At 67.3% G+C, this 21,817-nt stretch carries 17 protein-coding genes; 5 read left to right on the top strand and 12 right to left on the bottom strand.

Features of this window, described 5'->3' with window-relative positions; all coding sequences use genetic code 11:
• Positions 1 to 229 precede the first annotated feature (229 nt).
• Together J5474_RS01585 and J5474_RS01580 are read left to right on the top strand one after the other, a co-directional pair.
• Positions 230 to 1,996: an autotransporter assembly complex protein TamA gene (locus J5474_RS01585; protein ID WP_209358661.1), complete on the top strand. Its 1,767-nt coding sequence runs from the start codon at positions 230 to 232 to the stop codon at positions 1,994 to 1,996.
• Positions 1,996 to 6,711 carry a translocation/assembly module TamB domain-containing protein gene (locus J5474_RS01580; RefSeq protein WP_209358658.1) on the top strand — a complete coding sequence of 1,572 codons (4,716 nt, stop codon included), beginning with the start codon at positions 1,996 to 1,998 and terminating at the stop codon, positions 6,709 to 6,711. Before J5474_RS01585 ends, J5474_RS01580 begins: the two co-directional genes overlap by 1 nt.
• Here the strand turns inward: J5474_RS01580 and J5474_RS01575 are convergent.
• The 6 genes from J5474_RS01575 to J5474_RS01550 form a co-directional block, all read right to left on the bottom strand.
• A complete protein-coding gene (locus J5474_RS01575; RefSeq protein ID WP_209358656.1) occupies positions 6,705 to 7,586 on the bottom strand; it encodes an alpha/beta hydrolase family protein in 882 nt (293 codons plus the stop codon). The two genes, J5474_RS01580 and J5474_RS01575, sit on opposite strands and share 7 nt — an antisense overlap.
• 163 nt (positions 7,587 to 7,749) lie before the next feature.
• Positions 7,750 to 8,391, bottom strand: a complete 642-nt coding sequence (maiA, locus tag J5474_RS01570) for a maleylacetoacetate isomerase (RefSeq protein WP_209358654.1) — start codon at positions 8,389 to 8,391, stop codon at positions 7,750 to 7,752.
• Entirely contained in the window at positions 8,388 to 9,095 is a 708-nt protein-coding gene (locus J5474_RS01565; RefSeq protein ID WP_209358652.1) for a fumarylacetoacetate hydrolase family protein, read from the bottom strand. The genes maiA and J5474_RS01565 overlap by 4 nt, the downstream gene beginning before the upstream one ends.
• A gap of 182 nt (positions 9,096 to 9,277) precedes the next feature.
• Positions 9,278 to 10,048, bottom strand: a complete 771-nt coding sequence (locus J5474_RS01560; RefSeq protein ID WP_209358650.1) for an ATP-binding cassette domain-containing protein — start codon at positions 10,046 to 10,048, stop codon at positions 9,278 to 9,280.
• A gap of 1 nt (position 10,049) precedes the next feature.
• Complete coding sequence (locus J5474_RS01555; RefSeq protein ID WP_209358649.1) at positions 10,050 to 11,165, bottom strand: ABC transporter permease; 1,116 nt, start codon at positions 11,163 to 11,165, stop codon at positions 10,050 to 10,052.
• A 142-nt stretch (positions 11,166 to 11,307) separates the two neighbouring features.
• The gene (locus tag J5474_RS01550; RefSeq protein WP_209358648.1) at positions 11,308 to 12,219 is read right to left on the bottom strand and encodes a sugar ABC transporter substrate-binding protein; all 912 of its coding nucleotides are present in this window, start codon (positions 12,217 to 12,219) and stop codon (positions 11,308 to 11,310) included.
• A gap of 330 nt (positions 12,220 to 12,549) precedes the next feature.
• Between J5474_RS01550 and J5474_RS01545 the strand changes: the two genes are divergently transcribed.
• Both J5474_RS01545 and J5474_RS01540 read left to right on the top strand, forming a co-directional pair.
• Positions 12,550 to 13,731 (top strand): pyridoxal phosphate-dependent aminotransferase, encoded by a 1,182-nt coding sequence (locus J5474_RS01545; protein WP_209358647.1) that lies wholly within the window; start codon positions 12,550 to 12,552, stop codon positions 13,729 to 13,731.
• Positions 13,728 to 14,666 carry a 2-hydroxyacid dehydrogenase gene (locus J5474_RS01540; protein ID WP_209358645.1) on the top strand — a complete coding sequence of 313 codons (939 nt, stop codon included), beginning with the start codon at positions 13,728 to 13,730 and terminating at the stop codon, positions 14,664 to 14,666. Before J5474_RS01545 ends, J5474_RS01540 begins: the two co-directional genes overlap by 4 nt.
• A 224-nt stretch (positions 14,667 to 14,890) precedes the next feature.
• Here J5474_RS01540 and J5474_RS01535 read toward each other — a convergent pair whose 3' ends face one another.
• The 6 genes from J5474_RS01535 to J5474_RS01510 form a co-directional block, all read right to left on the bottom strand.
• On the bottom strand, positions 14,891 to 15,646 hold the full coding sequence (locus tag J5474_RS01535; RefSeq protein WP_209358643.1) for an SDR family NAD(P)-dependent oxidoreductase: 756 nt from the start codon (positions 15,644 to 15,646) through the stop codon (positions 14,891 to 14,893).
• A 72-nt stretch (positions 15,647 to 15,718) separates the two neighbouring features.
• Positions 15,719 to 16,693 (bottom strand): D-erythronate dehydrogenase, encoded by a 975-nt coding sequence (gene denD / locus J5474_RS01530; protein ID WP_209358641.1) that lies wholly within the window; start codon positions 16,691 to 16,693, stop codon positions 15,719 to 15,721.
• Positions 16,690 to 17,607, bottom strand: a complete 918-nt coding sequence (locus tag J5474_RS01525) for a sugar kinase (protein ID WP_209358639.1) — start codon at positions 17,605 to 17,607, stop codon at positions 16,690 to 16,692. Before J5474_RS01525 ends, denD begins: the two co-directional genes overlap by 4 nt.
• Positions 17,604 to 18,728: a fumarylacetoacetate hydrolase family protein gene (locus J5474_RS01520; RefSeq protein WP_209358637.1), complete on the bottom strand. Its 1,125-nt coding sequence runs from the start codon at positions 18,726 to 18,728 to the stop codon at positions 17,604 to 17,606. The genes J5474_RS01525 and J5474_RS01520 overlap by 4 nt, the downstream gene beginning before the upstream one ends.
• An 83-nt stretch (positions 18,729 to 18,811) precedes the next feature.
• Positions 18,812 to 20,188: an FAD-binding oxidoreductase gene (locus tag J5474_RS01515; RefSeq protein WP_209358635.1), complete on the bottom strand. Its 1,377-nt coding sequence runs from the start codon at positions 20,186 to 20,188 to the stop codon at positions 18,812 to 18,814.
• The gene (locus J5474_RS01510; protein ID WP_209358634.1) at positions 20,181 to 20,780 is read right to left on the bottom strand and encodes a LysE family translocator; all 600 of its coding nucleotides are present in this window, start codon (positions 20,778 to 20,780) and stop codon (positions 20,181 to 20,183) included. Before J5474_RS01510 ends, J5474_RS01515 begins: the two co-directional genes overlap by 8 nt.
• A gap of 264 nt (positions 20,781 to 21,044) precedes the next feature.
• On the opposite strand from J5474_RS01510, the gene J5474_RS01505 reads away from it, so the two are divergent.
• The gene (locus J5474_RS01505) at positions 21,045 to 21,806 is read left to right on the top strand and encodes an SDR family oxidoreductase (RefSeq protein WP_209358630.1); all 762 of its coding nucleotides are present in this window, start codon (positions 21,045 to 21,047) and stop codon (positions 21,804 to 21,806) included.
• The last annotated feature ends 11 nt before the right edge of the window (positions 21,807 to 21,817 follow it).

The raw sequence follows: 21,817 nt of genomic DNA, 5'->3' as shown, positions 1-21,817 counted from the left end.
CGCCCAATCCGCTTGACCTTGCGCCCGGTCAGGGAAGCTCTGGCACAAAGTGCCTTTCCTGCCACAAAATCTGCGCCGAATTTGCGCCGGTTCCCGCCGAAATTGCGGAATGGCCCTGTGTTCGGGAACAAACTCCACTAGACTTACCGTCAGGAAAACCACGGCGAACGTGTGAGGGACTGGGGTGCGACGGAACAGGGTGGGGCAGACCTGCATGGCGGCGGCTTTGATGCTGTGGCCGATCACGGCGGGGGCCTTCGACGCGGTGAATTTCACATGGCCGGAGGAAGCGGCGCCGGAGGTGCGCGACAGCGTCAAGGCGGTGTCGGTGCTGGCCGAGCTGGAAACCCGCGAGGACGTGCAGGCGGCTGACGTGCTGGCCGCGGCGCAGGGCGATTACGCCCGCATCGTGGAGGCGCTCTATGCGCAGGGCTACTACGGCCCCGTTGTGCGCATCCTGCTCGACGGGCGAGAGGCGGCGACGATCCCGCCCTTCGAGGCACCCAAAGCCATATCTCGCGCACAGATCGTGGTGGAGCCGGGGCCGCGCTTCCGGTTCGGCACGGCACAGGTGGCGCCGCGCGCCAAGAGTACGCCCGAAACAGAAGGGTTCGACAGCGGCGAACCGGCACGCGCCACGGCGGTGCGGGCGGCGGCACAGGACGCGGTTGACGGCTGGCGGCAGAAGGGCCACGCCACGGCTGCCATCACCGGTCAGCAGATCACGGCGCGCCATGATGCTGCTGAACTGGACGTCGCGGTGCAGGTTGATCCCGGCCCGGTCTATACCTTCGGCGAGGTGCGGGTTGACACGCAAAGCGCGGTCAAACCCGCGCGCATCCGCCAGATCGCGGGCATCCCGCGCGGCGAAACCTTTGACCCGGACGCGGTCGAGAAGGGGGCCGAGCGGCTGCGCGCCACGGGAACCTTCCGCTCTGTCGTGCTGAACGAAGAGCCGAAATCCGACAGTACGCTCGATGTGCTGGTGGAAGTTACCGACCGCAAACCGCGCCGTCTGGGTTTCGGTGCGGAACTGAGTTCCACCGAGGGGCTGACGCTGTCGTCCTTCTGGCTGCACCGCAACCTGCTGGGCGGGGCCGAACGGTTCCGCGTCGACGCCGAAGTGCGCCAGCTTGCCGGAACGGCGGGGATGAATCCTGATTACGAACTTTCCGCCCGGTTCGAGAAACCCGCCGTCTATGGCGCTGACACGCTGTTCTACGCCACGGCGAAACTCGCCTACGAGGAAGAACCCGACTACATCAGCCGCAGCGTCAAGGTGGGGCTGGGCGTGAGCCAGGAATTCACCGACACGATTACCGGTGAATTGGGTTTCACCCTGTCCCGGTCGGAGATCACCGACCTTTACCTGCCCGGCGATCCCGTACGACGGCTGAACGTCTTCGCCATGCCCTCCGCTCTGACTTGGGACACGCGTGACAGCACCACGGATGCGACACTGGGTGCCTATGTCCGGCTCGATACGGAACCCTTTACGCTGCTTTCAGGCGGTAATGCGTCGGGGATGCATTTCACGGCGGATGCGCGCGGCTACAAGTCCTTCGGCAAGGATGACGGCGTCACCATGGCGCTGCGGCTCCAGCTGGGGTCGCTTTACGGCATCGACGCCGCCAATGCCCCGCCGGAATACCTGTTCCATTCAGGTGGCGGCGGCACCGTGCGCGGCCAGCCCTACCAGTCGCTGGATGCCACCTACGCGAACGGCACGCAGCTGGGCGGGCGGTCCTTTGTCGGCGTCTCGGCGGAGGCGCGGGTGGACGTGACGGCAAAGATTGGCGTCGTGGCTTTTGCCGACACCGGCTACATCGGACCGGAGTCTTTCTATGACGACAGCGGGTCGTGGCATTCGGGCGCGGGACTGGGCGTCCGCTACGCCACCCCTGTCGGACCCATCCGGTTCGACGTCGCGGCCCCGGTGGGCGGCGATACCGGCGATGGGGTGCAACTTTATATCGGGATTGGACAATCTTTCTGATGCGCTGGCTCATGCTTTGCCTGACCCTGCTCTGGCCGCTGACGGCGGCGGCGCAGGAGGACGACCGCGGATTCATCCAGGGACTGCTGGAGGACGCGTTGTCGAACGACAACATGACGGTGCGGCTGGAGGGGTTCCAGGGCGCGCTGTCGTCGCGGGCCACGGTCGATCGCATCACCATCGCCGACCCGCAGGGCGTCTGGCTGACGGCGGAGGACGTGGGCCTGCAATGGGACCGTTCCGGGCTGCTGCGGGGGCGGGTCGACATCAGCGAGATCTCCATGAAATCGCTGGACCTGCCGCGCCTGCCACAGGCACCCGCGCAGGCGCCCACGCCGGAGGCGAAGTCCTCCTTTGCCCTGCCGGACCTGCCGGTGGCGCTGGTGCTGGAGGAACTCAGGCTCGACAAGGTGACGCTGGGCGAGGCTGTCATGGGCGAGGCCGCCGTGCTGACGGTCACCGGCTCCGCCGCGTTGGCGGGCGGCGAGGGCGAGGCGAAGCTCCAGATCGAGCGTCAGGACAAGGGCGGAACCATCGCGCTTGACGGCCGGTACTCCAATGCGACGCGGGTGCTGGGTCTGGACCTCACCGTGGCGGAGCCCGAGAATGGCCTCGTGGTGAACGCGCTGGGGGTGCCGGGGCTGCCGTCAATGCAGCTGACCCTGAAGGGGGAGGCTCCGGTCGATGATTTCGAGGCGCAGATGGCGCTGGCGACCGATGGGCAGGAACGGCTTTCGGGTACGGTGGTTCTGCGTGCCGACGGCGCCGAGGGGGAAAAACGCTTCCGGCTCGATGTAGGCGGCGACGTGGCCGCGCTGGTGGCGCCGCAGTACCGCGAGTTCCTCGGCAACGATCTGCAACTGGCGGCCGAAGTGGTGCAGGAGCCGGACGGAACTGTGGAGCTGTCCGAGATGCGGCTTGCCGCGCAGGCGCTGGTGCTGGAAGGCTATGCCCGCGTCGGTGCCGACGGCTGGCCGGAGCGGCTGGACCTTCAGGGCCGCATCACCCCCCCCGAAGGCGATCGCGTGGTGCTGCCGCTGGCGGGTCCTGAAACAAGCGTCGAACGCGTCACCCTGACGGGGATCTTCGACGCGGCGAAGGGCAATGGCTGGCAGCTGCGGGCGCAGGTCGCGGGCTTCGAGAGGGCGGGCAGCCTGCGGATGGAGCAATTGGGATTCACCGGCGGCGGCGAAATCGCGCGCGAAACCGGGCAGGTGTCCGGCGTACTCGATCTTGATGCGCAAGGGCTGGTGCTGGCCGATGACGTGTTGTCGCGCGCTGTGGGCGACAGGCTGTCGGGCAAGCTGGGTTTCGATTGGCGGCAGGGCACACCGCTGACGCTGCGCGAGCTGGACCTTGCCGGCGCGGACTACGGGCTGACGGGTCAGGTCGAGGTTGCCGGTATCGACACGCTCGATATCGTCATCACCCCCGACGTCACCCTGAAGGCCGAGCGACTGGAGCGGTTTGCGGAAATCGCGGGCACGGATCTCGCCGGCGCCGCCGCGCTGGGGATCACCGGCCGGGCGGAGCCGCTGACCGGCGCCTTCGACATTGCGCTCGACGGGCGCACGGTGGACTTGCGCACGGGTATCGCGGCGGTCGATCCGCTGCTGACCGGCGTCGGCACGCTGCGGGCAGAGGCGCGGCGCGATGCGACCGGGTTTCATGCGGACCTCCTGCGGGTCGCCACCGGTGCCGCCCGGATCGAGGGAACGGCGGCGCTGGCCTCCGGGCAGGGGCGTGCCGATCTGGACGTGAAACTGCTGGACACGGCGTTGGTCCTGCCGGGGGTGGCGGGCGAAAGCGACCTGACCGTGAAAGCCCGACAGCAGGGTACGGCATGGACCGTGGACCTGAACGCCGCGATCCCTGATGTGGCGACGCTGGCCTTCGCGGGCACAGTCGACACGGCACGGCTGGACGGGCCGGACGTGTCCGGGCGGCTGGATGCGCAGGTCTCGCGGCTCTCGCCCTTTTCGCGTGTGGCGGGACGGGCGTTGTCAGGCGCGGCCAACCTGACGGTGACCGGGGAGGGGCGCGTCGGCGCGCGACTTTTCAACATCGCGGCAGAGGCGCGAACGGTCAACATGACGCTCGACGTGGCGGCGGTTGACCCGCTGCTGGACGGCGTGTCCGACCTGAGCTTCAAGGCGCGGCGCGGGCAGGATGAACGCTTTGTCCTGGAGGACCTCAACTTCCAGGGGCAGGGCACGGTTCGACTGGATGGCACGCTTTCGGGAACGGCACTGTCCGACCTTGCGGTGGACGGCCACCTGCGCGCCGATCTGCCAAAGCTTTCGCTGTTCTCCGGGGTCGCCGGGCACGACCTTTCGGGTGCGGTGGTTGCCGATGTGACCGCACGCGGCACGGTGATGCAGGGGCCGCTGGATCTGCGCGGCGAAGTGCGCACGCAGGACGTAGTCCTTTCCATGCCCGCCATCGACCCGCTTCTGGCAGGGCAAAGCCGCGTAGTGCTGGATGCGACGCGCGAAGAGGGCGGGCGCTACGTGCTGTCGTCCTTCGACTATCGCGGTGTCGGGCGGGTGACGCTGGATGGCACGGCCTCGGGCACGGGCCTCGACGATCTGGAAATCGACGGGCGCGTGCAGGCGCAACTGTCCGACCTCGCGCCGCTTTCGGGGCTGGCGGGGCGGTCGCTGTCGGGGTCGGCGCAGGCGGATGTGACCCTGTACGGCACGCTCATGCAGGGGCCTCTGGCGGTCTCCGGCTCGGCCTCCTCCCAGCAGGTGTCGGTTTTGATGCCCGCCGTGGATCCGCTGTTTGCCGGCGCGCTCGACCTCAGGATTTCCGCCGAACGCGACGCGCTGGGGCTGATCCGCGTGGACCGCCTCGCCCTCACCGGGCCGGTGCAGGCGGGTTTCACCGGAACCGTGGCGGGACTGACCAAGGGCCAGTTGCAGGTGCAGGGCCGCCTGACCGGGGAGGCGCCGAACCTTGGCGCGCTGCGACGGCTGAGCGGGCAGAACCTCTCCGGCTCGCTGCAATTCGACGCAGACATCGATGTGATGCAGCCTGATGGGCCGGTGGCGGTGAATGGTCAGCTGACGGCGGTGAACCTCGGGATCGGTAATCCGACACTGGACCCCTTCCTGCGCGGCACCACGCGGGTCGACCTCGATGTGCAACGCTCCGCCGGGGGCGCCCTCAGGATCGAGCGGTTGACCGTGGACGGCGCCAGCATCAACGGTGCCGTAAGCGGATCGCTGGCGTCGGACTCCGCCGCCCTCACGCTGAATGCCAGCGTGTCGGGCGTCGAACGGCTGATGCCTGACCTTCCGGGCACAGTCAGCCTGCGCGGTACGGCGGGGCATTCGGGCGGCGACTGGCGTGTGGACCTCGAAGGTTCCGGGCCGGGCGGCATCGGCGCGCGGGTCAACGGCACCATCGCGCAGAGCTTTGGCACCATGAACCTCGATATCACCGGCTCCGCCCCGCTGGCGCTGGCCAACGCGCGGCTCGCGCCACAGGTGGTGTCCGGCGTGCTGACCATCGACCTGGCAGTGCGCGGGGCGCCCGCCCTGTCGTCTGTCAGCGGGCGGGTTTCGACCTCGGGGGCGCGCTTTGCCGCCCCGGCCTATGACATCTCGGTCGAGGATCTGTCCGGCGGCGTCACCCTCGCCGGCGGGCGGGCGGACCTCGACCTTTCCGGACGGCTCTCTACCGGCGGGACGCTGCGCATTTCCGGCCCGGTCGGGCTTTCTGCGCCGTTCCCCGCGCAGCTGGTGGTTGACCTGGGCGACGCGGGCCTGCGCAAGGCCGACCTCTTCGAGACCACCGCCAACGGCCGCATCACAATCGACGGCGGGCTGACCGGCGGAGCCCGCATTGCCGGGCGCATCGATCTGGGTCAGGTGGAGGTCCGCGTGCCTTCCCTCGGGCCAAGCTACCGGTCGCTCGACGGGCTGCGCCACGAGGACATGCCGCAGGACGTGCAGCGCACGCTGCTCTTCGCCGGGCTGTCGAAAACGCAGAAAAGCACCAGTGCGCCGCTGCCGCCCTTCCCGCTGGACGTGACGGTCAGCGCCCCCAACCGGATCTTTGTCCGGGGGCGGGGCCTCGATGCGGAACTCGGTGGTTCGCTGCGGCTGCGCGGGACCACGGCGGATATCGTGCCGGTGGGCCAGTTCGACCTGATCCGCGGGCGGCTCGATCTGCTGGGGCGCAGGCTCGACCTGACCACAGGCGAGGTATCCATGCGCGGCAGCTTCACGCCCTATGTCAACTTTGCCGCGACCACGGTGGTGGAGGATACCGAGATCACCATCGCGCTCAGGGGGGAGGTCTCGCAGCCGGAATTGACGGTTTCCTCCTCGCCGGATCTGCCGCAGGACGAGGCGCTGGCCTTCTTCCTCTTCGGGCGCGGCGTGGACACGCTGTCGCCGTTGCAGGCGGTCCAGCTGGCTGCCGCCATCCGCACGCTTTCGGGCGAGGGGGGGCTGGGCCTGCAGGACAGCATCCGTTCCGGGCTCGGCGTCGACAATCTCGACCTCGGCACGGCGGATGATGGCACCGTGCAGGCCAGCGTCGGCAAATACATCTCCGAGAAGATCTATACCGAGGCGACGGTGGACGCGGACGGCAACAGCACGGTGAACCTGAACCTGACCCTGACTCCCAGCGTGACGGTGCGCGGGCGCGTGGGGTCAGACGGAACAAGCGGCCTCGGCGTGTTCTTCGAACGCGATTACTGAGGCCGGAGCGCATCGTCGAGGAAGGTCAGGAGCGCGCGACGCATGGCGGGTGTCTCCCGGTGCCCGCCTGCCTCGCGGTGCAGGTGCAGCCGGTCGGGCCGCGCGGCATAGGCGGTCCGAAGCGCGCGCAGGGCAGGGACCGTGGCCGCTGGCGGGGTCAGAGGGTCGGCGTCACCCAGTGCCACGAACTGCGGCCGGGGCGCGATCAGCCCGGCAATCGCGCCATTGGAGGCGACGTCGGGCAGGCCCGGAACCAGCATGTACAGTCCGTGCCGGTCATGCGCGCCGCTGGCGATGAGCGGCGCCAGATCCGCGAAACAGCACAGGTGCGCGACGGCGGCGGCGCGCGGCTCAACCGCGCCCAGCCAATAGGCGAGCGTCGCCCCCATCGACAGCCCGAAAAGCCCGACACGCGCCCCGTTCACCTGCGGGTGCCCCGCAAGCCAGTCAAAGGCGCTCGAAAGCTCCCCGATCATCTGCCCGGCAAGGCTCCGCCCCCGCCAGAGCGCCGCCTTGGCCCGCGCGCTCTCCGGCTCGTCGGCGCGCAGGCCGAAACCCGGCAGGTCGATGCAGAGCACAGCGAAACCCCGCGCGCACAACTTGGTTCCCAGCGGCGCCACCAGCGCCGGTCGCCCCTCGGTCAGCTCTGCCGCGCCAATATCGGGTCGGTTGCCGTGGGCGTGGATATACAGCACTCCGGGGTGCGGTCCGCGCCCCTCCGGCAACATCAGGCGCCCGCGTACCGGCTCGCCGCTTGCGGTGCCAAAGCTCATCTCGTGCAGGCCGGTCCCTTCCGGCACGGCCCCCCGGAGCGTCAGCGGGTGCCGGTCGCGCTCGAACAACGCCACCAGACGCCGGGGAAGGTCGCGCGTCATGGCGCGTTGCGCCTCGCTGCGAACCGACCTCGCGCGGGCCGGGGGAATTGGCCCCCGAACTCTTCACAAAAGGCAGGCTCAAGGGAAACGCTCTCGCGCCCGGCGTCCTCTTGGCACAAATACGCCCGGGGGGTCGGAGGCAGCGCCCTCAAGGCGTCCGCCCTCATTCCGCGTCCGGCTGCCGGGGCGGGGCGGCGCTGGCAAAGGCCTCTACCCCCTGCAGTGCGGCAAGGATGCGCGCGATGGTCGGCCAGCGGTCCGGCGCGATGTCGAAACGGCGGTTGTTCCAGCCCTGTGCATAGAGGCAACAATCAGCAAGGCCCGGTGCCTCTCCCGTGCAGAAGGTCCCGGTCTCCGGTGCCTGCGCCAGAGTGAGCTCCAGCGCGTCAAAGGTCTCCGTGATCCAATGGGCGACCCAAGCCTTCTGCGCCGCCTCATCGGCGCCGAACTGCGCGTTCAGCCGTTGCAGGACACGCAGATTGTTCAGGGGGTGGATCTCGCAGGCGATCATGTATCCCAGGGCACGGGCCTTTGCCCGCGCCACCGGGCCTTCGGGCAGAAGCGGCGGCTCGGGCTGGACCTCGTCGAGGTACTCGATGATCGCGAGCGACTGCGGCAGCATGGTGCCATCCTCAAGTTCCAGCACCGGAACCAGCCCCGCCGGGTTCTTCGCGAGGAACCCGGGGTCGCGATGCGCCTTCTCCTTCAGCGCATAGGCGGCGTACTCCGCCGTGATCCCCTTGAGGTTCAGCGCGCAGCGCAGCCGGGTGGAGGTCGACGAGCGGAAGTAGTTGTGCAGGATCACGCTGCCCCTCCCGCACGCGGGCCGATGGTGGTGGTCAGGTCCGGAAGGCCCGCGATGGAGATCACCATCACATCGCCGGGCGTGACGGCGCCGACGCCCGCCGGGGTGCCTGTCATGATCAGGTCGCCGGGCCGCAATGCCATTGAGCGCGACAGGATCGAAATGACCTCCGGGATGGACCAGATCAGGTCCTTGAGGTCGCCGTCCTGCCGCAGCGCGCCGTTCACCGTCAGCCGGATCGGCCCCGCGCAAAGGTGTCCGACCGCCCCGACCGGGTGCACAGGTCCCACCACGGCGGAGTGGTCGAACGCCTTGCCCCAATCCCAGGGCCGCCCCATGTCCTTTGCCACCTGCTGGAGGTCGCGGCGGGTGAGGTCGTTGCCCGTGGCATAGCCCCAGACGTGGTACAGCGCGTCTGCCTCCGCGATATCCACCCCGCCTCGTCCGATGGCGACCACCAGTTCGGCTTCGTAATGCAGGTTCTCCGTCTGGGGCGGGTAGGGGACCGTGGCGCCATTCTCCATGATCGCGTCGGCGGGCTTGGTAAAGAAGAAGGGCGGTTCGCGATCCGGGTCCTTGCCCATCTCGCGCGCGTGGGCGGCGTAGTTGCGCCCGACGCAAAAGATGCGGCGCACGGGAAAGCGCGCCTCGCTGTTGACAACGGGGAGCGAAGGCTGCGCGGGCGGATCGATTACGTATGACATGGTGGGGTCCCTGTATCTGCGCGGCGCAAGGGGCCGCGTTCTGGTTGACGCTTCGCCCTCCTGCGGGGCGACTCGCCCCGCACCTTAGGACGAGGACCCGAGGCTGTCGCGTGCTTCTACGCCCCCCAAATGACAAAGGGCGGGGCGGTCCCCGCCCTTGCCATCACTTTGCCCCGCAGGGCTCAGATCGCAGCGAGTTCGCCGGCGAGGTCCTTCATCTCCGTCCCGCCAGCCATCAGGCGCCGGATCTCGTCGTGGCTGAGTTCCCCCGCCTTGCCTGCGCCGATGACTTCCCCCAGCGCGAGGAAGGTGAAGCGGTCGCCCACCAACTGGCTGTGGATCTCGTTGTGGGTGATGAAGATGATGGCAATGTCGCCGCGCTTCTTCACCCGCTGAATGGTCTTCAGCACTTCCATCTGCTGCTTCTGTCCCAGCGCGGAGGTCGGTTCGTCGAGGATCAGAACCTTTGCGCCAAAGTAGATGGCGCGGGCGATGGCCAGCGTCTGGCGCTGGCCGCCGGACATGGTGCCGACCGCCTGCGTCGGGTCGCTGAAGTTGATGCCGATCTTTGCCATTTCGTCATGCGCGATCCGGTCCATTTCCGCCATCCGCAGGATCCCGAGCGGCCCTTTCAGCTCCCGTCCCATGAAGAAGTTGCGCGTGACGCTCATCAGCTGGTTCAGCGCGAGATCCTGATAGACGGTGCCGATCCCCGCCGCCGTGGCATCGCGGGGGCTGCGGAAATTCACCGGCTTGCCTTCGATGTACAGCTGGCCGGAGGTGGGGCGATGCACGCCGGCCAGCGTCTTGATCAGAGTCGATTTGCCCGCCCCGTTGTCGCCAAGAAGCGCGTGAACCTCGCCGGGGTAGACCGCGAGATTGACGCCGTTCAGCGCGGTGAAGGGGCCGAACTTCTTCACGAGGTTCTCGACCTTGAGATACGGAACAGCCACCTCAGATTCCTCCCGTGATGCGTTTGCGGATGCGTTCGTTGGCAAAGACCGCCGCCAGAAGGATGGTGCCGACGAAAACCCGGAACCACGACCCGTCGATCCACGGGATGAAGAACACCGCGTTGGCCACCAGCCCGACGGTGATGGCACCGAAGGCCACGCCGAGGATGGACCCGAAACCACCCGTCATCAGCGTACCGCCCACCACCGCGATGGCGATGGCGAAAAGCTCCAGCAGGTTGCCCTTGGCCGCGTCGGCTGTGTTGGTGTCGAACACCTGGCAGGCGGCGAACATGCAGGCGCAGAAGGCGGTGAACATGAAAAGCCCGATCTTGACCTTGTTCACCGGAACGCCGTTTGCGCGCGCGGCGTCCTTGTCATCGCCGGTGGCGTAGATCCAGTTGCCTATCTGGGTGCGCGACAGCACGAACCACGCCGCGCCCGCGATCACCAGCCACCACAGGAAGCGCGCGTCAAAGCCACTTACCCATTGTTCGCCCTTGCGGTTCAGGTTGCCCCCCAACGTGAACCAGATGTCATAGATCCAGCCAAAGACCTCGCCGCCCAGCATTTCGGCGAACCAGCTTTCCTGCTTGAAGTCCGGCAGGCCGGAGATCTGCGTCGACTGGTTGATGATGCGGAACGATGCCTCTGTCGCGCCGCGCAGGAAGAACAGGAAGGCGAGCGACACGATGAAGGACGACAGCCCCGACCGCACCACGATGGTGCCGATCAGCCAGCCGAGGCACAGCGCAGCCGTCATGGCGATCATGAAGGCGGCGACGGGCAGGCCCGGCGGGATGCCCAGCGGCGTGAAGCCGTATTTCAGCACCATCGCCATGATCATGCCGGTAAAGCCGATCATGGAGCCGATGGAGAGGTCGAATTCCCCCGCGATCATCAGCGCCGCCGCCCCGGTGGCGATAATGCCGTACTGCGCGATGATGGCGATGTTGTTTTTCAGACCCAGCGGGTTGAAGGCCTTGAAATCCGAGGCGAAGGCCAGCGCGACCACAATGACCACCATCACCGAGAAGGCGCCGATCTCGGGCCTGCGCAGAAGCCTCTGCAGAGTGCTTTCCTGCCTCAGCCTGTCCGCTTCGCTGCGATCAGACATGGGTTTCCCCCCTTTGTGTCCTGACGTGCGCCCCATGAAGGGCGGGTAATGCCTGTTAAAAAGGGGGACAGGCGTATCCGTCTGTCCCCCCGGCCTTGCCAGCCTGCGGTCCGCGCCTTTCGGGGACGAACCGGGGCGGTTGTCAGCGGTTCACGCCGGCCTGCTCGGCCACTGCAGAGGCATTCGAGCTATCCACGAAGCCCGGACCCGACGGCACGTTGACACCCGGCAGCATCCCTGCGTTGGTGTTGTAAAGATGCAGGAAGATGACCGGCAGATAACCCTGCAGGCGCTGCTGCTGGTCGATGGTGTACTGCACGGCACCGTCGTTGATCAGGTTGATCACGCCCGGACTCATGTCAAAGCAGGAGAGGTGCACGTCGGCACCGACCTCGGCCACCGCGGCGGCGGCAGCTTCGCAGACGTGCGGGCCGGTGGCCAGCAGACCGTCGATGCTTTCGTCCGCCTGCAGGGCCGCAGCGGTCCGTGTCTTGATCTGGGCCACGTCGTTCGAGACGTCGATCATGTTCAGCTCGGCACCCAGGCCGTCGAAGTAGCCCTGGCAGCGGTCGGCCAGCGCGGTGTTATAGGCCTCCTGGTTAAGGCAGAGCCCGTGGGTCACGCCCTCGGCTTTGGCACGCTCGCCGGCAGAGGTGCCCGCCAGCTTCTCCGGCTGACCGATGTGCATCAACGCGCCCACGTCCTTGGAGGCTTCGAGACCGGAGTTGATGGTGATGACGGGAATTCCCGCATCTACCGCGCCGCGAATGGCGCCGCCCAGCGCATCGGCGTCGGGCAGGGAGACGATGATGCCATCGGGCTGCGTGGCGGCGGCGGCCTCGATCAGCTTCGCCATACCGGACATGTCACCGGACGCATCATAGTTGTATTCCAGCTCCGCACCCACGGCGCTGGCGGCATCCTTGCCGCCCTTTTCCACGACGGGCCAAAAGGGGTCGGTGCCCTGAGTGTGGGTAATCATAACATAACGCTCTGCAAAAGCAGGCATTGCAAGCGCCGCGATCGCGGTCGCCGCCAAAAGCGCCTTTTTCATATTATCTCCTCCAAGTTGGACCGGCCCGTTGGTTCGGACCGGTTCCGTCCGCCCCTCCCCGGGCGGTCTGCGAAACGTTAGCCTCGCTGCGACACTCTGTCACCAGCGAATATGCTAACGCTAACGTGGCGCCTGCCACCCGTCGAGCCGCGCGAAAACCGCGCATGCAAGAATCTTTCATACCTGAGGGTATTTCCGTCCGCCATGATGGCGTCCCTCATAGATTGACCGGGCAAGGGTCGCGCGCGGGAAAGCCTTTCAAACCGGGGGCTTCTGGTATACCAGATCGACAAAGACCCGTACTGCGGGCAATCAACTTCGGGAGGATCCATGGCGGACCTGAAACTGGCGGCCGGCATGTCGCGGCTGGGAACGGAATCGGCCTTTGTCGTTCTGGCGCGGGCCGGGGCGCTCGCGGCAGAGGGGCGGGACATCATCAACCTCGGCATCGGGCAACCGGACTTCCGCACGCCCGATCACATCGTCGAGGCCGCCGTGAAGGCGCTGCACGACGGGGCCCATGGCTACACCCCCGCCAACGGCCTGCCGCAGCTGCGCGCGGCGGTGGCCGCCGACCTGCACCGCCGCCACGGCACGGAGGTGAACCCGGATCGTGTCGTCGTCGTCCCGGGCGGCAAGCCCACCATGTTCTTTGCCGCGCTGATGTTCGGCGAGCCGGGGGCGGAGATCATCTATCCCAACCCCGGTTTCCCGATCTACGAGAGCGTCATCAACTACACCAGTGCCACGCCCGTACCGATGGCCCTGAAGGAGGAGAACGGCTTTGCCTTCTCCGCCGAGGAGGTGCTGGCGCAGATCACGCCCGCAACGCGGCTCATCATCATCAATTCGCCCGCCAACCCCACCGGCGGCGTGACGCCCAAGGCGGAGATCGACAAACTGGTGGCCGGTCTGGCCGCGCACCCGCAGGTCGCGATCCTGTCGGACGAGATCTACTCGACCATGCTCTACGGCGGGCGCGAACATGTCTCGCTTCTGCAATACCCCGAAATCCGCGACCGGCTGATCGTGCTCGACGGCTGGTCGAAACGCTACGCCATGACCGGCTGGCGGCTGGGCTATGCCGTCTGGCCAGAAGCTCTGGTGCCGCATGTCACGCGGCTCTGCGTGAACGATCATTCCTGCGTGAACGCCGCGACCCAGTTCGCGGGCATCGCCGCGCTGGAGGGGCCGCAGGATGCGGTCGACGCGATGAACGCGGCCTTCGACGAGCGCCGAAAGGTCATCGTCGAGGGGCTGAACGCGCTGCCCGGCGTGCGCTGCGCCGATGCGGCGGGCGCCTTCTACGCATTCCCGAACATCGAAGCCACGGGCTTGACTGCGATGGAAGCACAGACAGCTTTCCTCGAGGAAGCGGGCGTGGCGACGGTCGCGGGCACATCCTTCGGCCGCTACGGCGAAGGCTACCTGCGGTTCTCCTACGCCAACTCAACTGACAACATCCGCGAGGCGCTGCGGCGCATTCGCGGGCTTTTGGAGGCACGACAATGACCAATCTGCTGATCGTCGGCAACGCATTCACCGAAGAGGAGCGCGCCCGCCTGTCCGGTGCCCACGCGGCGGCCCTCGTTGCTTCTCCATCCGACATTGCCGGGATGGACATGACGCTGCGCACCGAAGTCCGCGCGGTGGCCTTCAAGGGCCACGCACCCTTCGGCGCGGAGGCCATGCAGGCGCTGCCGAATCTTGGGCTGATCGCCAACTTCGGTGTGGGATACGACGCCATCGACGTGACCGCCGCCACGGCACGGTCGGTCGCGGTGACCAATACGCCGGACGTGCTGAACGATGACGTGGCGGACCTCGCCGTGGGCATGATGCTGGCACAGGCGCGGGACATGGTGCGCGGGCATCTGGTGGTGGCGTCGGGCAAATGGCCAGAGGGCAACCTGCCGCTGAACCGCAAGATGTCGGGCGGCAAGGTCGGTATCGTGGGCCTCGGCCGCATCGGTCGTGAAATCGCGAACCGCCTCGCGGCCTTCAAGATGGACATCCACTACACCTCGCGCTCCGAAAAGGAGACGCCCGGCTGGACCTACCACGCCGATCTCAAGGCGATGGCGCAGGCGGTCGACTGGCTGGTGGTGGCCCTCGTCGGCGGTCCGGAAACAGAAGGTCACGTCTCCCGCGAGGTGCTCGAAGCGCTGGGACCGCAGGGCGTACTGGTTAACATCTCGCGCGGCACGACAGTGGACGAAGCGGCGATGCTCGACCTGCTGGAAAGCGGCAAACTCGGCGGCGCGGCGCTCGATGTCTTCCTGAACGAACCCGACGTGGACCCGCGCTTCCGCCGGCTGAACACGGTGCACCTGCAGCCGCACCAGGGGTCGGGGACCGTGGAAACCCGCCGTGCCATGGCGGAGCTTCAGCTGGCGAATATCGACGCCTTCCTCGCAGGCAAGGATCTGGTGACGCCGGTCAACTGACCCGGGAAAACGAACAGGTCGCCGCCCCCATGCGGCGACCCATGCGGCGGCGGCCAAATCCTCTTCGGGCCAGCCACGGGGCACCTTGGCACGCGGACGCCCGAAACAGCCGCCCCCGCAAAATATCAAAACCTTAGGCGGAGTACTTGGCCTCTGCTTCTTTGGTTTCTCAAATACCTCGGGGGAGCGCCGCAGGCGCGGGGGCAGCGCCCCCCGCGTCCCCCTCAGATAGAACCCGCCTCCACCATATAGGCATTGGCCGTGCACATCGCGGCGTCGTCGGAGGCGAGGAACAGCACCATCCGCGCGAGGTAGACCGGGTCGATCAGGTCGGGCAGGCACTGGCCCTCGCGATGCTTTTCCAGTGCATCCGGCGTGGCCCACAGCGTTTTCTGGCGCTCCGTCATCACCCAGCCCGGCACCACGGTGTTGACCCGAATGCGGTGTTTCCCGAGGTCGCGCGCCATGGTACGGGTCAGCCCCTCCACGGCGGCCTTGGCGGTGACGTAGGCGGGCATGCCGCCCCCCGCTTCGTGCCACGAATTCGACCCCATGTTGACGATCGCGCCGCCACCGGCCTCGATCATCCCCGGTGCCACGGCCTGAATGGCAAAGAACATGTGCCGCAGGTTGGTGTTCTGCCGTTCATCCCAGTAATCGGGCGTCACCTCCTGCCAGCCGTGCCGATCGTCGCGGGCGGCGTTGTTGACCAGAACCTGCGCCGGGCCCAGCCGTTCCGCAAGCCGGGCAAAGGCTGCTTTTAACTGGTCGATGTCACGCAGGTCGCAGAATTCATAGGCGATATCGCCCTCGGTCTCGGCCACCAGCGCCTCGGCGGTGTCCCGGTCGAAATCCACGAACCCCACATGCGCGCCCTGCGCGGCAAAGGCCCGGGTGATCTCGGCGCCGATGCCGGAGGCCCCGCCGGTGATGAAGACGGTCTTGCCCCGCAGGCTGGGGTGGATGGCGAAGTCTGTCATGCGGTGTCCTTTCAGGGTGGGGAAGACTTTTCGGCGAAAAGTCTTCCCGAGGGCGGAGAGGTCAGTGAGAGGTCAGGCCCCGGCGGGGGCGGCTATGTCCTCTTCGAGGAAGTAACGGATGTTGTCCTCGAAGCTGTCATCGGCTTTCAACCCCAGACGCAGCGCTTTTTCGGGGCGGATGTCCAGCCGCCAGCCGGCGAGGATATCCGCGATTTCAGGCTGTTCCTGCCAGCGGATCAGCTTCGCCGGTTCGGGACCCGCGACGGCGGTCATGGCGTCGATCATCTGGCGGATGGTCCAGACCCGGCCCGGCATGGTCATCGTCGGGTTCTTGCCCAGGTCCTCGGCCGCGATTTCAGCACCCTTCACGAGGTTCAGCGCGCATTGCCTCGGGCTGAGGTAGAAATGCGGGAAATCCGGGTCCACAGGGCAGATCGCCTCCTGTCCCTGCAGCGGTTCGCGGAAGATCGAGGACATGAAGGACGATGCCGCCCGGTTCGCCACTCCTGGCCGCACAGAGATCGTGGGCAGCCGGAAACCGCGCCCGTCGATGAAGCCCTTTCGCGCGTAGTCGTTCACCAGCAGCTCGCCGATGGCCTTCTGCGCTCCATAGCTGATCTGCGGGTTCAGCGCGGAATGATCCGTGTAGGGCTGCGGGACCTCGCCGCCGAAGACGGCGATGGAGGAGGTAAAGACCAGCACCGGCTTCGTGCCCAGCGCGCGGCAGCGTTCCAGCACGTTCAGCGTGCCGAACATGTTGACCTTGTAGCCGAAGTCGAAGTCCTGCTCCGCATGGGCGGAGACCACCGCCGCCAGCAGGTAGATGACGTCCGTTTCTTCGGTGATGACCTGCGCGACCGACGCCGTGTCGGTGATGTTGCAGGTGGCGGCCTCGACGGGGAAGGGGGCCTCGATCGTGGGCGCCGCGTTCAGATCAGCCAGCGTGAGCTTCGTTATTGGCTTGCCGCGCAGGGTGCCCTGGGCGGCAAGCGCGCGGGCGAGTTTCTGGCCGACGACGCCTGCGCCGCCGATGATGAGGATGTTCATGTCCGGTCTCCCTTGAAAAGCTGCGGCGCCAGTGCGCCGGGGTGCTGGATGACGCGCGAGGCCAGGCTGGCAGCCTCGCGGGTCGCTTCCTTGAGCGAGGCGCCCAGGGCGTGCGCGGCGAGGAAGCCTGCCGCAAAGCTGTCGCCCGCCGCGGTGCTGTCGGTGACCGTTTCGACCTTCGGCGGTGTGACCGTGACATGGCCCTCCTGCACGCTCCAGGCGGTGACCGCCGCGCCGCCGTTCTTCACCACCACGCAGGTGGCGCCGCCATCGGCATAGCGGGTGACGGTGTCCTGCGGCGTGGCGTCGGGGAAGATGCTTTCCTCCTCGTCGAAGCTGGGCAGCACCGTATCCGCCACCGAGGCACCGAGCGTCAGCCCATCGCGCATGGCGTCCGCGCTTTCCCACAGGCGCGGGCGCAGGTTGGTGTCGAAACTCACCCGAGCGCCGGCCTCGCGCGCCTCCGCCAGCGCGGCGCAAAAGGTGCGGCGCGCCTCCGGGGCGAGAATGGCAAGCGTGATGCCGGAGAAATGGATGTGGCTGCGCCCTTCCAGCATCCGTGCAAGGCGGGCGGGGTCGTCGCCCAGTGTCTTTGCCGCCGACTGCCCGCGCCAGTAGGAAAAGCTGCGCTCGCCATCCTTGAGCGAGATCATGTAGAGACCCACGGTCCGCTCCGGATGGCGCGCGAGCGCGTCGGTCCCGATGTCTTCATCCGCGATGAAGGCGGCCATGGCGTCGGAAATCGCGTCCTCTCCGATCACCGTACCGTAGCTCACGCCCCAGTCGGCGGGCAGCAGGCGGCGGGCGTACCAGGCGGTGTTGAACGTGTCGCCGGCAAAGCCCTGCCGCATCAACCCGCCCGGCGCCGGGGCGAGTTCCACCATGATCTCGCCAAGAGCGAGAAAACGGCTCACAGCAGGTTCCTTTCGGCGAGGTTCTTCATCAGGGCGGCCACGCCGAAGGTCCACGGCGGGCATTCCGTGGACAGGCGCACGGTGTTGGTCAGCGTGCCGAGCTTTGGCTCTGCGATGGAGACCACGTCGCCCAGTTTGTGCGTAAAGCCCTGTCCCGGCGCGTCGCGGTCCTCTGTCGGCGCGAACAGTGTGCCGAGGTAGAGGAAGAAGCCATCGGGGTACTGGTGATGTGTGCCCAGCGTCTGGGCCACGATGTCGGCGGGCCTGCGCGAGATCTTGGCCATCGACGAACGACCGTTCAGGGTGAACCCGTCCTCGCCGGTGACCGTCAGCGTCAGTTCCGCCTGCTCCATGTCCGCCATGCTGTAGCTGTCGTCGAAAAGCCTCAGGAAGGGGCCGAGACTGGCGGAGGCGTTGTTGTCCTTGGCCTTGCCCAGCAGCAGGGCGGAACGTCCCTCCACGTCGCGCAGGTTGACGTCGTTGCCGAGCGTGGCGCCGACGATCCGCCCTTCCGAGGTGACGGCGAGCACGATCTCCGGCTCCGGGTTGTTCCAGTTCGAAATCGGGTGCAGACCGACGTCGGCGCCATGGCCGACGGCGGCCAGAACGGGGCACTTGGTAAAGACCTCCGCGTCCGGGCCGATGCCGACCTCGAGGTATTGCGACCAGAGCCCTTCGGCCTGCAGCACGCGCTTCACCTCCATGGCCTTGTCCGAGCCGGGCACGATCCCGGCGAGGCTGTCGCCGATGACGGAGGTGACTTTGCGGCGGATCGCGTCGGCGCGGTCGGCGTCACCCGCGGCCTGTTCCTCGATCACGCGTTCGACCATGGACTGGGCGAAGGTCACGCCCGATGCCTTTACCACCTGCAGGTCGCAGGGGGCGAGCAGGTGCACGCCGTCGGCCGACAGATCGGAGAGCGCGCAGAGGTCCGTGCCTTTCGCGGTGCGCACGAAAGCCAGCAGATCGTCGCGCTCCAGCAGGTCGCGCATGGTGGGCGCTTCGGGCGATGTGATGTCGGTCAGCCGGTCACCGTCGAGGCGGGCAATGACGGGGCCAAGGCCGGGACGCCATGCGCGGGCGAGGAAGGTGCCGGTGTGATCGGGGTTCGTCAGGGTCATGCAAGCTCTTTCCGTGGTACGAATGCGTCTTTTCGGCGAAAGCCGGAACCGGGTGCCTGGGCTTGCAGGCACCCGCGAAGGGGTCAGGCCGGCGGCAGCAGCTTTCCGGGGTTGAGAATGTTGGTCGGGTCCAGCGCGGTCTTGATGGCGCGCATGGTGGCTACGGCGGTGCCGTGTTCGTCGGCCATGAAGTGCTGCTTGCCGATGCCGATACCATGCTCGCCGGACACCGTACCGCCCAGCGACAGCGCCTTTTCACCCAGCGCGTGGGCGAAGGATTCGGCGCGCGCCATGACGGCCTTGTCCTCCGGGTCGACCGACAGTCCGACGTGGAAGTTACCGTCGCCGACGTGGCCGACAATTGTCGCCGTCAGCCCCATTTCGACGGTCTTCTCCTGCGCCCACGTCACCGCCTCCGCCAGCCGCGAAATCGGCACGCAGGTGTCGGTTGGCCAGACGTGGCCGCCACCCGCACCGGCGCCCAGCGCCGCCGACGCGTAATGCGCATTGTGCCGCATCGCCCAGAGCGCGTTGCGTTCCTCGGCCTGCGTCGCGGTTTGCCAGCCGCTGACGCCGAATTCCTCTGCGATCTCGCCAAAGCTGGCCATCTGTTCCGCCACCGCCGCCGAAGAGCCGTGGAACTCGAGGAAAAGATGCGGCACCTCGGGCAGGGCGCTTTTGGAATACAGGTTGAAGCCGCGCACCATGAACTGGTCCAGCAATTCGATCCGCGCCATGGGAATGCCGGACTGGATTGTCAGGATCACGCAGTTCACCGCCTCCTCCACCGATCCGAACCGGCAGGTGGCGGCGGCCACCGCCTCCGGCTGGCCGTGCAGGCGGACAGTCATCTCCGTGATGATGCCCAGCGTCCCCTCGGAGCCGATCATCAGGTGCGTCAGGTCGTAGCCCGTGGCGGACTTGCGCGCATGGCTGCCGGTGCGGATCACCGTGCCGTCGGCCAGCACCACCTCCAGCCCGAGGATGTTTTCCCGGATGGTGCCGTAGCGCACGGCGGTGGTGCCGGAGGCCCGCGTCGCCGCCATGCCGCCAAGGCTCGCGTCCGCCCCCGGATCGACCGAGAAGAACAGCCCCGTGGCGCGCAACTCCTCGTTCAGACGCTTGCGGGTGATCCCCGGCTGCACCACGCAAAGCAGGTCCTCCGGCGTCACCGACAGCAGGCGGTTCATCCGTGCCATATCAAGGCAGAGCCCCCCGTTCAGCGCCAGATGCTGCCCTTCGAGCGAACTCGCCGCGCCGTAGGCGGTGACGGGCAGGCTCTTGGCGTGGCAGATCTTCAGGATGGCAGAGACTTCCTCGGTCGTCTCCGGGTAGGCGACGGCGCTTGGCAGGGTCTCCGGGTACCATGTTTCGTTCTGCCCGTGCAGGCGGCGGTCGGCCTCGGTGGTGACAAGGCGTGGGCCGAGCAGGTCGGCGAGTTGGGCGAGTGCGTCAGGCATTCCTGATCCCGGAAATGAGGGCGAGGGCGACCACCATGAGCATGGATGCGGCCATCGCGAGGTTGATGCGGTGCTGTGCGCGCTCCGACAGGTTCAGCCGGTGCAGCGAGGCCCCTGCCCAGAGCCAGCCAAGGTGGATCGGAATCCAGATCGCGTTGACGATGACCAGCTTGGCCAATGTCTCGAACAGCAGGTTGTCGGGGGCAAAAGGGAAGCCCGCGTAAAGCGTCGTGTTGACGGCGTAGGCCTTCGGATTGATCGCCTGCAACGCGATCCCGGCCAGGATCGCGGGCGGGGCCTTGGCCTCGATGAACGCGATCCTTGCCCCGGCAAAGGCGATGCGCGCGGCAAGGTAGATGAGATACGCGATGGAGGCGGCCATCAGCACCCAGCGCACCACCGGCACCGACAGCACCACGGCGGCGACGCCGCTGACCACCGCCAGCGTCACGAGGTTGGTGCCGATGAACAGACCCGTGACGTACCGAAGCCCGGCGCGGAATCCGTAGGCCGCGCCGACCCCGGCGGTGGACAACACCCCCGGTCCCGGCGTCACGATCAAAAAGAACACCGCGGCCGCGAATGTCAGCATGCCGCTCTCCCGCTGCGGGCAGGCGTGCCCTCGGGGCTGGCCTGGTCTCTGGCCCGCTGTCTGCCGTGCGCTCCGCACCGCGCGCCGGCGGGCTCTGTGGCCGGTTCCCTGGCCGTCATCTGGTGAAGTCCTCCCTCGCATACTCCGGGCGCTTGCATCGCGCCTCAGATGGTATACCATTTTGAACAAAGCGGTTGCGACACCGGATGTCAACCGGATGAAAACACGAAGACGCGGGCGAATTTCGTGCCGCGAGGGGGGATCATGGGACTATTCGATCTGACAGGGCGGCGGGCGCTGGTAACGGGCTCGTCGTTGGGGATCGGCCTTGCGCTTGCGCGCGGGCTGGCGGAGGCGGGCGCCGCGCTGGTGCTGAACGCACGCAACGCGGACCGGCTGGAGGAGGCGGCTGACACGCTGCGCGCCGAAGGGGCAGAGGTCGCGACGCTGGCCTTCGACGTGACCGACGCAAATGCCGTGCGCACGGCGGTGGACGGCTTCGAGGCGGAGTACGGCGCCATCGACATCCTGATCAACAACGCAGGAATGCAGCACCGCACCGCGCTTGAAGACTTCCCGCCCGAGATCTTTGACCGGCTGATGGTGACGAACGTGAATTCGGCCTTCTACGTCGGGCAGGCCTGCGCGCGGCACATGATCGGCCGAGGCCGGGGCCGGATGGTCAATATCGCTTCCGTCCAGACGTTGCAGGCGCGTCCCGGAATCGCGCCCTATACCGCTTCAAAGGGGGCCATCGCGAACCTGACCAAGGGCATGGCCACCGACTGGGCGCCCAAGGGCCTGAACGTCAATGCCATCGCGCCCGGCTACTTCGACACGCCCCTGAACAAGGCGCTGGTTGACAACCCCGAATTCTGCGCCTGGCTTGCGGATCGCACGCCGCAGGGACGCTGGGGCCGGGTGGAGGAACTGGTCGGCGCGGCTGTCTTCCTCTGCTCCGAGGCATCGAGTTTCGTCAACGGGCACGTGCTGTTCGTCGACGGCGGGATCACCGCGCGGCTGTGACCCGCGCAGAC

This window comes from Sagittula salina, from assembly GCF_017813235.1.
Classification (GTDB): domain Bacteria; phylum Pseudomonadota; class Alphaproteobacteria; order Rhodobacterales; family Rhodobacteraceae; genus Sagittula; species Sagittula salina.
This window is presented reverse-complemented; position numbering and strand designations above follow the sequence as displayed.

What these genes read in the sequence shown, in the direction of transcription:
- J5474_RS01585 (WP_209358661.1), top strand. Translation starts at nt 230, where the DNA reads ATGCTGTGGCCGATCACGGCGGGGGCCTTCGACGCGGTGAATTTCACA.
- J5474_RS01580 (WP_209358658.1), top strand. Translation starts at nt 1,996, where the DNA reads ATGCGCTGGCTCATGCTTTGCCTGACCCTGCTCTGGCCGCTGACGGCG.
- J5474_RS01575 (WP_209358656.1), bottom strand. Translation starts at nt 7,586, where the DNA reads ATGACGCGCGACCTTCCCCGGCGTCTGGTGGCGTTGTTCGAGCGCGAC.
- J5474_RS01565 (WP_209358652.1), bottom strand. Translation starts at nt 9,095, where the DNA reads ATGTCATACGTAATCGATCCGCCCGCGCAGCCTTCGCTCCCCGTTGTC.
- J5474_RS01555 (WP_209358649.1), bottom strand. Translation starts at nt 11,165, where the DNA reads ATGTCTGATCGCAGCGAAGCGGACAGGCTGAGGCAGGAAAGCACTCTG.
- J5474_RS01550 (WP_209358648.1), bottom strand. Translation starts at nt 12,219, where the DNA reads ATGAAAAAGGCGCTTTTGGCGGCGACCGCGATCGCGGCGCTTGCAATG.
- J5474_RS01545 (WP_209358647.1), top strand. Translation starts at nt 12,550, where the DNA reads ATGGCGGACCTGAAACTGGCGGCCGGCATGTCGCGGCTGGGAACGGAA.
- J5474_RS01540 (WP_209358645.1), top strand. Translation starts at nt 13,728, where the DNA reads ATGACCAATCTGCTGATCGTCGGCAACGCATTCACCGAAGAGGAGCGC.
- J5474_RS01535 (WP_209358643.1), bottom strand. Translation starts at nt 15,646, where the DNA reads ATGACAGACTTCGCCATCCACCCCAGCCTGCGGGGCAAGACCGTCTTC.
- denD (WP_209358641.1), bottom strand. Translation starts at nt 16,693, where the DNA reads ATGAACATCCTCATCATCGGCGGCGCAGGCGTCGTCGGCCAGAAACTC.
- J5474_RS01520 (WP_209358637.1), bottom strand. Translation starts at nt 18,728, where the DNA reads ATGACCCTGACGAACCCCGATCACACCGGCACCTTCCTCGCCCGCGCA.
- J5474_RS01515 (WP_209358635.1), bottom strand. Translation starts at nt 20,188, where the DNA reads ATGCCTGACGCACTCGCCCAACTCGCCGACCTGCTCGGCCCACGCCTT.
- J5474_RS01510 (WP_209358634.1), bottom strand. Translation starts at nt 20,780, where the DNA reads ATGCTGACATTCGCGGCCGCGGTGTTCTTTTTGATCGTGACGCCGGGA.
- J5474_RS01505 (WP_209358630.1), top strand. Translation starts at nt 21,045, where the DNA reads ATGGGACTATTCGATCTGACAGGGCGGCGGGCGCTGGTAACGGGCTCG.